A 14,931-nucleotide genomic window follows, 5' to 3' on the forward strand; every position below is an offset into this window, starting at 1 on the left:
GACTTTTATACGGACGAGCCTGTTGAATGCAATTGCTGTATTCATAAAAATGCTTACGCTATTGGGTATCAATAAGGTCCTCGCTGTCTATGTCGGTCCAGGCGGTTACGCTGCTATTGGTCAGTTTCAAAACGCGGTACAAATGATCACTACCTTTGCCAGTGGTGCTGTCAATACAGGGGTTACTAAATATACAGCTGAGTTTAAAGATGATGTGGCTGCGCAGCATCGGGTGTGGCGAACGGCGGGGACAATAGCTCTATCAGGATCACTGTTTTTTTCGGTTTTGATTATTGTTTTCAGTAAAACATTGGCGGCATTGTTTCTGAAGGATGAAAGTTATAGCGGTGTTTTTATTTGGTTTGGTGCGACATTGGTGTTTTTTACATTTAACACTTTGATGTTGGCTATATTGAATGGGAAAAAGGAGATAGGCAAATACGTGTTGGCGAGTATTGCGGGGAGCTTATTCGCAATTCTAGTTACAACAGTGATGTCAATGTTCTATGGCTTGCTTGGAGCATTGGTTGCCTTGGCTGTCTACCAGTCGCTCAGCTTTTTCATTACATTGTTCATATGCTTTAAGACTCCATGGTTCAAGCTATCCTATGTTGTTGGAAACTTAGACAGAGGCACGGCTGTCAATCTGTCTAAGTTCACACTTATGGCCCTTTCATCAGCGTTGTGTATGCCGCTAAGCCATATCCTTGTGCGGAATCATCTTGGGGCAACCTTTGGATGGGAGGCGGCAGGGTATTGGGAGGCTATGTGGCGTTTAAGTACGGCCAACCTTATGTTGGTAACAACGACGCTAAGTGTCTACTATTTGCCAAGATTGTCAGAGTTAAAGGACGCAAAATCCATAAAGTTAGAGATATTGAAAGTCTACAAGGTGATTTTTCCGGTGGCGGTTGTATGTGGTTTGATCATGTACGCGCTACGTGACTTTATTATTTCAGTACTTTTTACATCTGATTTTTTGCCGATGCGCGAGTTGTTCGGTTGGCAGATGGTTGGTGACGTCATGAAAATTGCCAGTTGGATTTTAGGTTACGTGTTGGCCGCCAAGGCATACTGGCGGATTTTCATAGTTTCAGAGATTGCATTTGCCCTGATATTTTATATGTTGGTGATATCGCTATCTGCTTTTGGTCTAAAAAGTGCTGTAGTTGCACACGCAATCGCCTACGGTTTATACCTGTTTTCCATGTTTGTGATTCTGAAGAAAAAAGGGATTCTTGCATGATTGGCGTGTTGCGTTACTGGATTTGTATTGTTTTTGACGTGTCGGTTTTCTGTTTATCTGCTGATAATAGCGTGTTCCTGACAGAGGGTTAGTTTTGGATAGTAAAGATTGCGCACTCGGTCCATTAGTCACTATGTGTGTGCCCGTATATAATCATGAGGGTTTTGTTGAGGCGAGCATAAAAAGCGTTGTTGCGCAAACGTATAAAAATATAGAGCTGATCATTATAGACGACGGTTCGACAGATAGATCGGCTGAAGTCGTGAGCAGATTTCTAGAGCAATGTGAGGCGCGATTCACTCGTTTTAAGTTTGTGTCGCGGCCAAATAAAGGATTGTCAGCAACTTTAAATGATGCACTTCAGTGGGCTTCGGGTACTTATTTTTCCGCGCTGGCGTCTGATGACATTCTTTATCCAGATAAGACGGCTGTATTAGTAGAGCACATGCTGGGGAATCCCGATTGTGTAGCGTCATTTGGCTCGGTGTCGCTTATTGACGATGATGGCGTTGAAAGGGGGGTTCGAAAAAGGGGCGGGAAGTACCGGTTTGATGAGGTATTTCTACTCAGGGCCGAATTGCCAGCGCCCGCGAGCATGGTGGTGCTGCAGGCCATTTTGGATGCGGGCGGTTACAACCCGGAAGTGAAGATAGAAGACTGGGATATGTGGACGCGATTGACTAAAGGGAATAATAAGTTTGTAGAGGTCCTTCCTCTCGTACTGGCAAAATATCGCATGCACCCAGGTAACACGATGAAGCAACTTGATCTTGTGCATAATGGCCTATTGATGGTTGCTGAGCAGCATCGGGATCATCCCCTATATGACCGAGTGCAGTGCGTCTTGAGTTGTGTTCGATTCAGAAATCTTGCCACGGGCCGAAAGACGGAAGCGATACACCTACTTCGCAAGCTTTTGGTTAATTTCCATAGCTACTCGGAACCAAGATTTTATCAAGGAATATTGCATCTACTATTTAGATGGTGATGCCGCTAAGTTTCAGGTCGCACTGGATCGCGGCTACCACATAAGCTTAATTTAGCTCGGGTGGCTGAACCTATCGTGAAGAAGGAAGGATTAGTTTTGAAAATGTTCGCACGCGACGCTGATGCCCTATCGGGGATGCATGTCGCTATAGCAGTGTTCATGTTGATGCTTCTTGCATACATATGGATTGGTTTTATACCCCTGAATAACGGTTCAGGTTGGGATGGAAATGATTATCTGGGCTATGTAAAGTTACTAGCGGCTGGCGAGCCTATAGTGGGTGATCCCTATCGCTCAGTAAGACTTTCAGGGTTTCTCCAACTGCTTCCATTCGCTTGGGGTGGAGCAGGGACGGCAACGTTGGTGCTTGTTCAGTTGGTATTTAATATCGGTATGATGGCAGTGGGTGCGGGAAGTCTCTTCAGTTGCTTGAGAGCGCTTGGTGTAGATTCTCGCAAGGCTGGTTGTTCAGTAGCATTGTTAATGTTCAGTTGGGCCGGTTTAGTGATGCCTGTTTTCTATCCGGTACTCAGTGATAACTTGGCACTCCCTCTTTGCTGTATGGCCATGTGGTGTTGGGTTAAGCAAAAAAGCGTGTGTCTTTATATACTGTGCGCTTGGTTTGTGTGGCTGTTTCCTGGATTGTTTTTAGTACCGCTGGGGTTGGTTGCTTTTCCTTATAAACGAGACAAAAAAAACCACGAAATCGACGTCACAGATCGATTTAAAGTCAGGCTTTTCGCTTTTTTTTCCGTGATTGGGCTGTTGCTCTACTGCTACTGGATGAGGAAAATCACAATCGTAAAGGTGGCAACCTACATGGCGAGCGGAGGAAGTACTGGTATTGCATCTCTCGTTCCGTTTTCGATTGCGATCCAGGCGTTGGCTATCGTCATCCTTGCTTGGGCTGGTGCAAGCTTTTTATGCAGCCCTAAACTTCAACAGTCACTTAGCATACGCAGTCTTGTGCTTGGTATTTGCACGATAGCTGCTAGTTATCTGGCAATGAAGCTGATCATCAATTTTTCGTCAGGGTTTAAAGGTCCTCCCTTAATAAAAAACTTGATGTTGCAAGCTGTTGGCGCCCCTTTTAAACCGTGGGTTTCACATTTCCTGTATTTTGGTCTCGTTGTTCCACTTGTCGCTGCTCAGTGCATACGGTGGTGCTTCCGTGGGAACACGAATATGCCGGTCGGTTTGCTATTTATTGTCATCTCTTTTCTTCCATTCCTGTGTTTTGGATCAGAAAGCCGTCAGTGGATCGGGGTTCTTCCGGCATGTGTGGTTATTTATGCGTTGACCGAAAACACGAGGCGCCAGCAGGTTTTCCTGGTCCTGGCATCAATTGCGTCACTGTTTACCATGTTCGGCATTCAAGCCAGCACTGCAACTGCAGTACAAAACGGGTTGGGATTTCAGAGTCCTGAATGGCAATACTATTTCGGACGGCAAGGGCCCTGGATGTCCGTTGATGTTTATAAAGTTGGCCTGATTGCGCTGGTTGGGGCGGCGGCTGTTTATATTGGTTTAGGAGTAACCAAAGATTACACGGTGGGTGAGTCGTAGCGCTAATTTTAAGCCAGCACAAAAAAGCCTGCTCTCGCAGGCTTTTTTGTGGGCGACTGCCCAGGGGGTTAGCTTCAGGTTTCCAAGATTGACTAGCTTGGATCTTTGTGTGTCCGGTGTTCTGAAAACAAAAGTTTAGTAAGTATGAAGGTCATCGGCACTGTAATAGCAATCGCCAGCAATGGAGCAGCACGCTCATCAAGACCCAACTTCTCGACCCATGCCCAAAGAACTATCAGGCTGACAAGATATTGGGCTAGATAAACCAAGGGGAATAACACTACGGATTTGATACCTTTATGACTTCCAAAGACAAAGAAGCGATTCAGTACATAAGCAAGTATTATTCCGCCAACATAGGCCATTGTATAACTTGTGTTGTAAGAGAAGTATTTCAACAGCAATAAATAGGCTCCGTAGGTCACGATGGTATTGAAACCACCTGACAACAGGAACCTCGAGAAGTCTTTCTTGAAAATTTTAGTGGCGACGTACTTGATCATCTGAGTCATCCAGCGTCGGAGATTAACGCCTTAAATTCGTCGTAGTTCCGAATATAATCAGCTGAGTCATAGTAGTGCGAAGCAAATACCATGAGTACAGCATCATGGGAATAGCGGTATTGGATACCCCACGTCATAGGCGGCAGATAAATCCCTTTGTTTGGTTTGTCTAGCACGAACTCCTCTCGGTTTCGACCGTCGTCGGCAACTACATGGATTGAGCCCTTTACGGCGATCAGGAACTGGTGACAAACGCGATGAGCGTGCTCACCCCGCGTTTCTGCGGTGGGAACATCGTAGACCAAGAAGTAACGTTCTGATTTGAAAGGTACTGTGCGTTCAAACTCTCCAACAGAAAGGCTGCCGCGAATATCAGCAACTTCCGTCATTGTGTGTAATGTTACCCCATTGACAGAAGTTTTAACTGCACTTGGCATCGGGGCCGTATGCTCGGAAACATCTTGCGTGGTATTAACCGGTTTGGCATCGACATAGCCAATAATCTTCGCAGGGTTACCGACAACGATTGCATTGGGCGGAATGGACCTTGTCACGACTGCGCCAGCGCCAATCATGGCGTTAGTACCAATGGTCAGGCCTGGCAAAATGGTGCAGTTGGCGCCAAGCGATGCACCCGTTCGAATGATCGTACGAGCAAACGTTTTTGGGTAAACCTTACTACGTGGGAAAAGGTCATTTGTGAACGTTGCATTCGGCCCGATAAAAACATCGTCCTCAATGGTGATGCCATCCCAGACTTGCACACCACACTTCAACGTTACCCGATCACCAATAATCACATCATTTTCGATGAAAACGTTGTCGCAGACATTGCATTCGCTACCGAGGCTAGCGCCCGGAAGGATGTGTGCGAAGGCCCAGATACGCGAGCCGTCGCCAATATTTTCAGACTCACAAAGCGCATGGCTGTGTACGAAAAAGTTTTTAGTGCTGCTCATTAATACCTCCATAACCTTCAATCCGCATTGGGATTGCTAACGGCCGATTTTTTGTATTTTCGTAAGTGCGCCATGCGTAGGAGCCAACGATACCTAGCCCCAGGAGATTCAGGCAGCCCAGGAAGGTGATGGTTAGCATAATCATCGCGTAGCCCGGGACTTGAATGATGCCGTGCAGCTTCGCAATAAGAGTGATGACGGCAAAAATGGCCGCAATGACTGAGCCAAAAGCACCGACCCGGGTAAGCAGCCTGATGGGCAGGTCTGTGAATGAGAACACACTGTCCATCAGATAATTGACTTTTCGGCGCAAGGTCCAGGCTGACTTGCCGTGAACTCTTTCTTGGCGAGAGTAGGTGACGACCTCTCGGCGATATCCGAGCCAGAAGATTTGAGCAATCAGAGAGCTATGTCGTTCATCCAGTGTCAGCAGCGTGTCCCTGAATGCCCGGTTACACGCGAACATATCAACGCCGCCGGGAGGTATCTCTGGAATGACATAACGACGGTAGAGGCCCCAAAAAACCTTGGATGCCATCCGGCTGGCCCATGGATCCTGCCGTCCTTCTCGGACACCGACCACAACGTCGGTGTCTTGGCGTAAAAGAACCCGATTCATTTCGAGCACCAGTTCCGGCGGTTCTTGCAAGTCTGCGGCCATTACCGCAAATCGATCGCCGCTGCCATTCTGCAATCCTGTGCGAATCGCCATGAACGAGCCAAAATTTCGCGAGAGCAAAATGAGCTTTGACCGGAAAGGCTGCGATGGCAGCCGTTCGCGAAGAATCTCGTAACAGCGATCTGGGCTGCCATCTACAACGAACACGAACTCTATATCGTTTTCGAGTTGCGTGTTCAGGCTATTTAGGGCCGAGAGCAAATCTGGCAGATTGTCCTCGTTGCGATAAACGGGAATGACCAATGTCAGCAAAGTTATTTCCTCCCTGGAGAAGTAAGTAGTGACAGCCTCAATAACGCGATCAACTTCTTCGCCTGTTTGGCCGGGAAAACAAGGTAGGGGAATTACAGTATCACACGCTTGCCCAGTCACTTCGAGCGAGCTAACTTGCGCGACAGGGTAAGCGGGTTGTTTGTAGTCTGCAACGGGAAATTGAACGCTGGTAGTGATCATTCACAACTGCCGACGTGGTTAGCACATCGGGTTGGCTGCATCTTCAAAAACCGGGACGTTGGCGGTTGGACAGATGCGAACGAATTCTGCAGGTGCTGACAAGAGCTTGTCTGCTGTCATTCCTGCTACTCGACAATCGCTTCAGCGGCAGACATCACTGGGAGGAGGCCATACCCGTCAAACGGTGCGAACTCCCGGGACGGCCAGGGATTTTCGGTCTGTTCCGGCGGGTCCCGCGCAGAGCTGATTGGCTGGTACTCAGCATCGCCCCTGTGGGAGCTTTTTTCGCCACATGCCGCCCCGGCGCTGACATGCGGCCGAAAGAGCACCATGGTAATTATGCACCCGAATACGATTTTCCTGCGGCAGGCAACCCTAGCGCCAAGTCGCCTCCCGGCCTGGTTCGTGAAAGGATTGGTTGAACAGATAGCGCGTCATGTGTGGCAAAATATACAAATCTCGAAACGGGCCGTGGGGTGAGAGTTGGCTGACAGGATATTGAAGGTGGCACGTGTTTCGACGGTGCCATTTTTCGTGATTACACAATTGAGCTCTCAGATTCAAACGCTTCAGGCGCTTGGCGCAGAAATTACAGTGGTCGCGAGTGACGACGAATTTTCAGGGAAAATGGGCACATTGCGAAATGTGGCGTTTAAGCCGATAAATATTTCAAGAAACATCAGTCTGCTAAAAGATCTAGTCAGCTTGGTGAAGCTGTTTTGGGCGTTCAAGTCTGGGAAGTTTGATATCGTTCATTCAACCACACCCAAAGCGGGCCTGCTGTGTTCAATTGCCGCTTTCCTGGCAGGCACGCCAGTTCGAATTCATACGTTTACTGGCCAGCCTTGGGTAACGATGTCTGGTATTAAAAGTTTTACGTTGAAGTGCTGCGATAAATTGATTGGCGCTTTGAATACGCATTGCTATACCGACAGTGATAGTCAGAGGCGGTTTCTTGTTGCAAGCAAAATTGTAAAGCCGGAAAGTTTGACCGTTCTTGGATGTGGATCACTGGCCGGTGTGGATCTTAAGCGCTTTGACAGAGCCAGGTATTCCGCAGACGATCTCGCTTCGTTGAGAAGCCAGTTAAGTATTTCGGATGGTGATAAGGTCATACTGTTTGTGGGGCGAATCACCCAGGACAAAGGCATCCAGGAGTTGGTCGATGCGTTCCAGAGGATCGCGTCAAGTAATGAGGTTTTTCACTTGGTACTGGTGGGGCCCTTTGAGGACAACGGCCAGGCGATTGTGGAATCTGTCGGTGATAGCACAGTAGCGAGCCGTATACACAGTGTGGGCTTTTCGGATGAGCCCGAGAAATATATGGCTATCGCGGACTTGCTTTGCCTGCCCAGTTATCGTGAAGGATTTGGCACAGTAGTCATCGAAGCGGCCGCAATGGGGCTGCCAACTGTAGGGACTGATATTTATGGTCTTTCTGACGCGGTTGTAGATGGCGTCACCGGCTTGCTGGTCCCTCCAAGAAACTCGCAAGCCCTCGGAAGTGCGTTGGTAAGTTTATTAGTTGATGATCAGGCGCGCCTACGCATGGCTGAGTGCGCCACCGCGAGGGCACGTGCTGATTTTGATTCGGTCAAGTGCGCCACATTGCTGTTGAACGATTATAAAAGGCTGTTGAATGAGCGCTGATGGGTTTGAGCAGGCTTCTTGTATTGCAGTGACTGGCGCAAGCGGTTTTGTAGGTGGTGCGCTGCTCAAGTTACTTGCCGTTGATAAAAAGTATACGGCCAGGGCCATTTACAGATCTTTGCCCGATCATCCTTTGGACGATTGCGAAACGTTTGTGTGTGGCGCTCTGAAGCCGGACACAGATTTCAGGGATGCCTTGGAAGGGGTGGATGTCGTTGTTCATTGTGCCGCCCGAGTGCACGTCATGGATGAACGTGCCACCGATCCAATGGCAGAGTTCAGGATTACGAACGTGGCGGCAACACATAATCTTGCGACGCAGGCAGCGCAGAGCGGTGTGAAACGCTTCATTTTCATCAGCTCAATCAAGGTAAATGGCGAGTCTACGCAGCGGGACAAGCCCTACCGTGCAGACGACGTTCCTGGCCCCGAAGACCCCTATGGACTTTCTAAAATGGAGGCGGAGGAGGGCCTTAAGCGTATCGCAACCGAAACAGGGATGGAGGTGGTCATTATTCGTCCGGTTCTCGTATATGGGCCAGGCGTCAAAGCTAACTTCCTCAAGATGATGACGTGGTTGAAGAAGGGGGCGATCCTGCCCTTCGGAGCAATCAACAATAAGAGAAGTCTCGTATCTCTGTATAACCTTACGGATTTGATACGTGTTTGCCTTGAGCATCCCGCTGCAGCCAATCAAACGTTTTTGGTGAGCGACGGAGAGGATGTATCCACTACGCAGTTGCTGAATAAAATGGCTCGTGCATTGGGTTGTCGTGCACGGTTATTACCAGTGCCGAGCGCATTGCTTGTCGCTGCCGCGACGGTACTGAACAGAAAGTCATTGTCTCAACGTCTATGCGGTAGCTTGCAAGTCGACATTGAAAAAAATCGTACGCTCTTGGGTTGGAGTCCCCGAATGAAGGTCGATGAAGGTCTTAAGTTGACCGCAGAACACTACTTGGGGAATAACGCGAGATGAATTATTTGGCCGTTTTGTTGGTGTTTTTGACGTCGTTTCTGCTAACGGGCATGTTGCGCAAATACGCATTGTCCCGCAGCTTGATCGACGTTCCGAATGCACGCAGTTCCCATTCTGTTCCAACGCCTCGGGGCGGCGGGGTGGCCGTCGTGGTCACCGTCATGCTCTCCTTGATCAGCCTTTATCTTGTGGGTGAAATTGATTTCCCTGCATTCATTTCATTATTTGTCTCAGGTGGGATAGTCGCCGTTATCGGCTTTATGGATGACCATGGTCATATAGCCGCGCGCTGGCGTTTACTGGGGCATTTCATCGCTGCGGCTATCGTTCTTTGGTGGACGGGCGGGCTACCGGTAATTGCGTTTTTCGGGTGGCAGGTGGACTTGGGCTACGTGGGTTATGTAGGTGCGCTGCTTTATCTGGTCTGGATGCTCAATCTCTACAACTTCATGGACGGAATTGATGGTTTGGCGGGTGTCGAGGCCATCAGTGTCTGTTTAGGGATGTGCGTGATTTATTTGATCGCCGGACATGCCACCTTGATTCCGGTAAACGTATTGTTCGCTTGCGCGACAGCGGGTTTCTTGTGCTGGAATTTCCCTTCGGCGAAAATTTTCATGGGGGATGCGGGCAGTGGTTTTATAGGCATTCTGCTGGGAGGGCTCTCCCTTCAGGCAGCCTGGGCATCTGCTGACTTGCTGTGGTGCTGGCTCATCCTGCTGGGCGTGTTTGTTGTTGACGCTACGGTCACTTTGTTGCGCCGTCTGCTGCGTGGCGCCCTTGTCTATGAGGCGCATCGCAGCCATGCGTACCAATATGCATCGCGCCATTTTGGCAGGCACGTTCCGGTAACCGTGACGGTGTGTCTAATCAACGTTTTTTGGCTTTTACCCCTGGCGGCCTGTGTCGCCTATTCGCTTGTGAGCGGAGCCACTGCGTTGATTATTGCCTATCTTCCCTTGATCGCTCTGGTAGTGCGTTTTCGCGCAGGTGAAGCGGAAGCTAAAGCGGAGTGATCCTGATAGAATTATTTGTAGGATTGTGGTTAAAAATATATGAATTTCTGAGGGAGCTATGGATCAGGTCAGGGGATTTTTGCTAGGCCTCCCGCGCAGGCAAAAAAGGTTAATCCAGGTCACCGTTGATGTGGTGCTTATCTGGTGTGCGTTATGGATGGCTTTTATCGTGCGCTTGGGCATTGATGATATGGTCAATCCATTGGTTCAACACCTTTGGTTATTCGTAAGTGCTCCCGTTGTGGCGATACCCCTCTTTATCAGGTTCGGGCTCTATCGGGCGGTGATGCGATATTTTGGGAATGACGCACTTATCACCATTATCAAGGTAGTCAGTCTATCGTCCCTGATATTGGGTGTTGTTGTTTATTGGTACAGCAATCATCAGACTATCGTTCCTAGATCTATTATCTTCAATTATTGGTGGTTGAGTTTGATTATGGTGGGTGGCGTGCGTTTAGCCATGCGCCAGTTTTTTCTGGGTGATTGGTCTTCTGCCGCTCAATATGTTCCCTTTACCAACCGCGACGACGGACTCCCGCGCGTTGCGATATATGGTGCTGGAGCCGCCGGTAATCAATTGGTTGCCGCGTTGCGGATTGGAAGAAGTATGCGTCCGGTTGCGTTTATAGATGACGATGAGACTATAACCAATCGGGTCATTTCCGGGCTTCAGGTTTATAACTCCAGGCATATTCAAAAGATGATAGACGTCACGGGCGCACAGGAAGTCCTGCTGGCTGTGCCGTCCTCTTCCAGAGGTCGACGTAGGGAGATTCTGGGTTTCCTGGAAGGCTATCCGTTGCATGTTCGAAGCGTTCCGGGTTTTATGGATTTGGCCAGTGGACGGGTCAAAGTCGATGATATCCAGGAAGTTGATATCGCGGATTTACTCGGTCGAGATCCCGTGCCAGCCCAGGAAGAGCTTTTAGAGCGCTGCATTACGGGCAAGGCCGTCCTGGTCACCGGTGCCGGAGGTTCTATTGGTTCTGAACTGTGCCGTCAAATTTTGGAGTTGCGTCCGACTTGCCTGATTCTGTTCGAGCACAGCGAGTTTAACCTTTATAATATTCTCTCTGAACTTGAGCATCGAGTTGCCAGGGAGGCGCTATCTGTTCGTCTTTTGCCTATTTTGGGATCTGTGCGTCATCAGGAAAAAATAGCCGACGTATTAAGAACCTGGCACGTCGAGACTGTTTATCATGCTGCTGCCTACAAACATGTTCCTATGGTTGAGCATAATATCGCTGAGGGTGTGCTAAATAATGTGATAGGCACATTGAACACTGCCCAGGCTGCCCTACAGGCAGGAGTGGCTAACTTTGTGTTGATCTCCACTGACAAGGCGGTGCGGCCGACAAATGTCATGGGTAGCACCAAGCGTCTTGCTGAAATGTCCCTCCAGGCATTGAGCCGCGAATTGGCCCCTGTGTTTTTTGGAGATAACTCCAATATTTCAAGGGTCAATAAAACGCGTTTCACCATGGTACGTTTTGGCAATGTACTCGGTTCCTCGGGTTCGGTGATTCCGCTATTTCACAAGCAGATTAAGTCAGGCGGTCCATTGACCGTGACCCACCCGAAAATCACCCGCTACTTCATGACTATTCCTGAGGCTGCGCAACTGGTCGTTCAGGCTGGCTCCATGGGATGTGGGGGGGATGTTTTTGTTCTTGATATGGGAGAACCCGTCAGGATTGCCGAATTGGCAGAAAAAATGATTCACCTGTCCGGGCTAAGCGTGCGCTCGGACAAAAATCCCCACGGTGACATAGCCATCGAGTTCACCGGCCTTCGTCCTGGTGAAAAACTGTACGAAGAGCTGCTGATCGGTGACAACGTGGTCGCTACCCAGCACCCAATGATCATGAGCGCCAACGAGGACTATCTTTCCTGGGACGTTCTCAAAGGCAAGCTCACTGAGTTGCTCGCTGCTGTCGACCAGGACGATTACACACGGGTTCGCCAGCTTCTACGTGACACCGTCAGTGGTTACGCCCCGGACGGTGAAATCGTCGACTGGATCTACCAGCAGCGCCGCCTGGAACCCTGAACTTACACCCTGTAACTCACCCGTTTTTGACTCTCCCCGGACATCGCCTAAGTTTGAAAAGCAGCTTCGGAAAGCTGCTTTTCTCTTATCGATGTCATGGAGCGTCACCAATGCGTAAAGCTTATGTCTCAGCCCTCGTTTTTACTTTTTTCACCAGCATTTCGCTAGCCATCACTGCAGCACCCTCCCGGCAACCCGAAACCCCAACCCCCATCACCACCCAACTGACCAAGGTCGACCAAGCCACCAAGGTCAGCCTCAACTCCGCAGACGCCGAAACCCTGCGTCGAGACCTCTTCGGCATCGGCGCCGCCAAAGCCAAGGCCATCATCGCCTACCGCGAAACCAACGGCCCCTTCACTGCGATAGATGAGTTACTGGAAGTAAAGGGCATCGGCAAGGCGCTTCTGGAAAAGAACCGCGACCGGCTTGAGGTGAATTGAGGATCTGAAAGCAGGCGAGGAGGCCGGTCATCGACCGGCTTTCTTCTGTTCAGCAAGTTCTGCTTTCAAGCTTCCCCGAACCACATCGAGTATCCGTGTCGCCAGCTCGGCATTCTCCACACTTCTCGCCAATACCAACGCCCCCACCAGCGTCGACATCAGCACCAGGCTCTGTTCCCCGGCATTCGGGCTGCCAAGTGCCGCTTCAACCTGCTTGAGTCGAGCATTGAGCACCTCATCCGTCGTGGGGCTGTGCTGCCCGCGCAAGCCCATTTCCGACGACATTGTCGTCAGCGGGCATCCTTCATGCGGGGAGGTCTGGTGCCATTCCGACAGGTAGCTGTCAATAAACGCGTGCAATGGCCGTTCCTGGCTGAACAGTTGTTCACAGTGTTCATCCAATTGCGCGGCGGCCTCTTGTAAGGCCTTTTCCACCAACTCGTCCTTGGACTTGAAGTGAGCGTAAAACCCGCCATGGGTCAGGTTCAGCGCTTTCATCAGCGGCTGCAAACCGGTCGCACCGATGCCGTCGCGGCGAAAGCGGACAGAGGCTTCCTTGATGATGCGCTGGTGGGTTTGAGCTTTGTGGTCTTGTGAATAGCGCATGGGGCGGCCTCCGAAACATCAGGCCATATTAACCAAGCTTGCCTGGGCATAGGCGGGTGTTTACAAAATTGTGCGGCTCCAGGGTGGAGCCGCTTCAGGATCAGCGATCCTGTGCGTCCTTGGCGTCCGCTTGGGCGTTACGTTCGGCCACGCGTTGGCGTTGTTCCTCGGTCAGTTCAACCTTGTTGGCGCTGTCTCGCAGCATCAACAAACCACCGACGATCGAGCCGATCGCGACCACTAAAATCAACCAGGCATACCACGGCATAGGGTTCTCCTTGAGGCAGCAAACCGTGGAAAAATTTCCCACGGTAGTTGCTGCTTTGAGTAACGGGCTTTCTTAGTAGTTCATTGTAGGCCCGTTCCTGCGCAAGGTCTCAGAGCCCAGTCAACATCGCATCTGCCGGCGCATCGGCGCGGTCTTGTGCGGTCAGTTGGAAGTACACAAAACCCACCACCATGAAGCCCAGGAAGATCAGCCCGATCAACGCGTTGAACCACGCCATTGCCACCAGGCATACCACCGCCAGCACCAGGGCAATCCCCGGCACGATCGGATAGCCCGGTGCGCGGAAGGTACGTTCCAGCAGCGGCTCGGTTTTGCGCAGTTTGAACAGGCTGAGCATGCTCATGATGTACATGACGATCGCACCGAACACCGCCATGGTGATCATGGCCGCAGTCAGGGTCATGCCACCCAGGTTGATCAGCCCGTCGCTGTAGATGGCGGCGATGCCGACGATTCCTCCGGCGATGATTGCCCGGTGCGGCGTCTGGAAGCGCGACAGTTTGGCCAGGAAAGAGGGCAGGTAGCCTGCGCGCGCCAGGGCAAAGAACTGGCGGGAGTAGCCCAGGATGATCCCGTGGAAGCTGGCCACCAGGCCGAACAGGCCGATCCACACCAGCATGTGCAGCCAGCCCGAGCTGTCGCCGACCACGGTTTTCATCGCCTGGGGCAGCGGGTCGTTGATGTTCGACAGGGTGCGCCAGTCACCGACGCCGCCGGCAAAGAACATCACGCCCATGGCCAGAATCACCAGGGTGAGGATGCCGCTGATGTAGGCCTTTGGAATGGTGCGCTTGGGATCTTTCGCTTCTTCGGCCGCCATGGCGGCACCTTCGATGGCGAGGAAGAACCAGATGGCAAATGGAATGGCCGCAAACATCCCGGCGATCGCCGGTGCGCCGAAGGTGTCGGAGCCGGCCCAGCCGTTGAGGGCGAAGTTGCTGAAGCTGAAGGCGGGGGCGACCACACCCATGAACACCAGCAGTTCGGCCACGGCGAGCACACACACCACCAGTTCGAAAGTCGCCGCCAGCTTCACGCCGAGAATATTCAGGCCCATGAACACGATGTAGGCGCCGACGGCGGCGTGTTTCGGATCCAGCGCCGGGAACTGCACGTTCAAATACGCACCGATTGCGAGGGCGATGGCCGGTGGGGCGAAGACGAACTCAATCAGCGTTGCCAGCCCGGCGATCAGGCCACCTTTCTCACCAAATGCCCGGCGGCTGTAGGCGAACGGACCGCCAGCGTGAGGAATGGCGGTGGTCAGTTCGGTGAAACTGAATATAAAGCAGGTGTACATGGCGGCGACCATCAAAGAGGTCACCAGGAAGCCTAGCGTTCCCGCGACGCCCCAGCCGTAGCTCCAGCCGAAATACTCGCCGGAAATCACCAGCCCGACGGCGATGCCCCACAAATGCAGGGTGCCCAAGGTGGGTTTGAGTTGTGTGTTCATCGTGTAGCTCTCCCTGAACGGTTTGGAATGTTTCAGGGCATTGCAGCG

14 protein-coding genes are annotated in these 14,931 nt (G+C 51.0%); 8 read left to right on the forward strand and 6 right to left on the reverse strand.

Annotated features, from left to right (window positions below; all coding sequences use genetic code 11):
• The first annotated feature begins 22 nt into the window (after positions 1-22).
• The 3 genes from P3C29_RS00815 (at position 23) to P3C29_RS00825 (ending at position 3,800) form a co-directional block, all read left to right on the forward strand.
• The gene (locus P3C29_RS00815) at positions 23-1,246 is read left to right on the forward strand and encodes an O-antigen translocase (protein WP_275963706.1); all 1,224 of its coding nucleotides are present in this window, start codon (positions 23-25) and stop codon (positions 1,244-1,246) included.
• A 94-nt stretch (positions 1,247-1,340) separates the two neighbouring features.
• Positions 1,341-2,234, forward strand: a complete 894-nt coding sequence (locus P3C29_RS00820; RefSeq protein WP_275963707.1) for a glycosyltransferase — start codon at positions 1,341-1,343, stop codon at positions 2,232-2,234.
• Positions 2,235-2,309: 75 nt separating this feature from the next.
• Entirely contained in the window at positions 2,310-3,800 is a 1,491-nt protein-coding gene (locus P3C29_RS00825) for a hypothetical protein (RefSeq protein ID WP_275963708.1), read from the forward strand.
• 92 nt (positions 3,801-3,892) lie between these two features.
• Here P3C29_RS00825 and P3C29_RS00830 read toward each other — a convergent pair whose 3' ends face one another.
• The 3 genes from P3C29_RS00830 to P3C29_RS00840 are packed head-to-tail and all read right to left on the reverse strand — an operon-like array spanning position 3,893 to position 6,199.
• The gene (locus tag P3C29_RS00830; RefSeq protein ID WP_275963709.1) at positions 3,893-4,303 is read right to left on the reverse strand and encodes a GtrA family protein; all 411 of its coding nucleotides are present in this window, start codon (positions 4,301-4,303) and stop codon (positions 3,893-3,895) included.
• A 5-nt stretch (positions 4,304-4,308) separates the two neighbouring features.
• The gene (locus P3C29_RS00835) at positions 4,309-5,262 is read right to left on the reverse strand and encodes a WxcM-like domain-containing protein (protein WP_275963710.1); all 954 of its coding nucleotides are present in this window, start codon (positions 5,260-5,262) and stop codon (positions 4,309-4,311) included.
• On the reverse strand, positions 5,249-6,199 hold the full coding sequence (locus P3C29_RS00840; RefSeq protein ID WP_275963865.1) for a glycosyltransferase family 2 protein: 951 nt from the start codon (positions 6,197-6,199) through the stop codon (positions 5,249-5,251). Before P3C29_RS00840 ends, P3C29_RS00835 begins: the two co-directional genes overlap by 14 nt.
• Before the next feature lie 699 nt (positions 6,200-6,898).
• On the opposite strand from P3C29_RS00840, the gene P3C29_RS00845 reads away from it, so the two are divergent.
• The 5 genes from P3C29_RS00845 (at position 6,899) to P3C29_RS00865 (ending at position 12,535) form a co-directional block, all read left to right on the forward strand.
• Positions 6,899-8,044 carry a glycosyltransferase family 4 protein gene (locus P3C29_RS00845; RefSeq protein ID WP_275963711.1) on the forward strand — a complete coding sequence of 382 codons (1,146 nt, stop codon included), beginning with the start codon at positions 6,899-6,901 and terminating at the stop codon, positions 8,042-8,044.
• Positions 8,034-9,023 carry an SDR family oxidoreductase gene (locus P3C29_RS00850; protein ID WP_275963712.1) on the forward strand — a complete coding sequence of 330 codons (990 nt, stop codon included), beginning with the start codon at positions 8,034-8,036 and terminating at the stop codon, positions 9,021-9,023. Before P3C29_RS00845 ends, P3C29_RS00850 begins: the two co-directional genes overlap by 11 nt.
• Positions 9,020-10,039: a glycosyltransferase family 4 protein gene (locus tag P3C29_RS00855; RefSeq protein ID WP_201122415.1), complete on the forward strand. Its 1,020-nt coding sequence runs from the start codon at positions 9,020-9,022 to the stop codon at positions 10,037-10,039. Before P3C29_RS00850 ends, P3C29_RS00855 begins: the two co-directional genes overlap by 4 nt.
• A 58-nt stretch (positions 10,040-10,097) precedes the next feature.
• Positions 10,098-12,092: a nucleoside-diphosphate sugar epimerase/dehydratase gene (locus P3C29_RS00860; protein ID WP_201122417.1), complete on the forward strand. Its 1,995-nt coding sequence runs from the start codon at positions 10,098-10,100 to the stop codon at positions 12,090-12,092.
• Between the two features lie 110 nt (positions 12,093-12,202).
• Positions 12,203-12,535: a helix-hairpin-helix domain-containing protein gene (locus tag P3C29_RS00865; protein WP_275963713.1), complete on the forward strand. Its 333-nt coding sequence runs from the start codon at positions 12,203-12,205 to the stop codon at positions 12,533-12,535.
• Positions 12,536-12,562: 27 nt separating this feature from the next.
• Here P3C29_RS00865 and P3C29_RS00870 read toward each other — a convergent pair whose 3' ends face one another.
• The 3 genes from P3C29_RS00870 to eat form a co-directional block, all read right to left on the reverse strand.
• Complete coding sequence (locus tag P3C29_RS00870; protein WP_201122421.1) at positions 12,563-13,141, reverse strand: TetR/AcrR family transcriptional regulator; 579 nt, start codon at positions 13,139-13,141, stop codon at positions 12,563-12,565.
• Positions 13,142-13,241: 100 nt separating this feature from the next.
• Entirely contained in the window at positions 13,242-13,409 is a 168-nt protein-coding gene (locus P3C29_RS00875; protein WP_010176203.1) for a DUF2897 family protein, read from the reverse strand.
• Positions 13,410-13,518: 109 nt separating this feature from the next.
• On the reverse strand, positions 13,519-14,883 hold the full coding sequence (gene eat, locus P3C29_RS00880) for an ethanolamine permease (RefSeq protein ID WP_003218757.1): 1,365 nt from the start codon (positions 14,881-14,883) through the stop codon (positions 13,519-13,521).
• Positions 14,884-14,931: the final 48 nt, after the last annotated feature.

It is taken from the genome of Pseudomonas sp. 1912-s, assembly GCF_029269205.1.
Taxonomy (GTDB): domain Bacteria; phylum Pseudomonadota; class Gammaproteobacteria; order Pseudomonadales; family Pseudomonadaceae; genus Aquipseudomonas.

Excerpts from the sequence above, each read along its gene's own strand:
- P3C29_RS00830 (WP_275963709.1), bottom strand. The coding sequence starts at position 4,303 with ATGATCAAGTACGTCGCCACTAAAATTTTCAAGAAAGACTTCTCGAGG.
- P3C29_RS00835 (WP_275963710.1), bottom strand. The coding sequence starts at position 5,262 with ATGAGCAGCACTAAAAACTTTTTCGTACACAGCCATGCGCTTTGTGAG.
- P3C29_RS00850 (WP_275963712.1), top strand. The coding sequence starts at position 8,034 with ATGAGCGCTGATGGGTTTGAGCAGGCTTCTTGTATTGCAGTGACTGGC.
- P3C29_RS00855 (WP_201122415.1), top strand. The coding sequence starts at position 9,020 with ATGAATTATTTGGCCGTTTTGTTGGTGTTTTTGACGTCGTTTCTGCTA.
- P3C29_RS00860 (WP_201122417.1), top strand. The coding sequence starts at position 10,098 with ATGGATCAGGTCAGGGGATTTTTGCTAGGCCTCCCGCGCAGGCAAAAA.
- P3C29_RS00865 (WP_275963713.1), top strand. The coding sequence starts at position 12,203 with ATGCGTAAAGCTTATGTCTCAGCCCTCGTTTTTACTTTTTTCACCAGC.
- P3C29_RS00870 (WP_201122421.1), bottom strand. The coding sequence starts at position 13,141 with ATGCGCTATTCACAAGACCACAAAGCTCAAACCCACCAGCGCATCATC.
- P3C29_RS00875 (WP_010176203.1), bottom strand. The coding sequence starts at position 13,409 with ATGCCGTGGTATGCCTGGTTGATTTTAGTGGTCGCGATCGGCTCGATC.
- eat (WP_003218757.1), bottom strand. The coding sequence starts at position 14,883 with ATGAACACACAACTCAAACCCACCTTGGGCACCCTGCATTTGTGGGGC.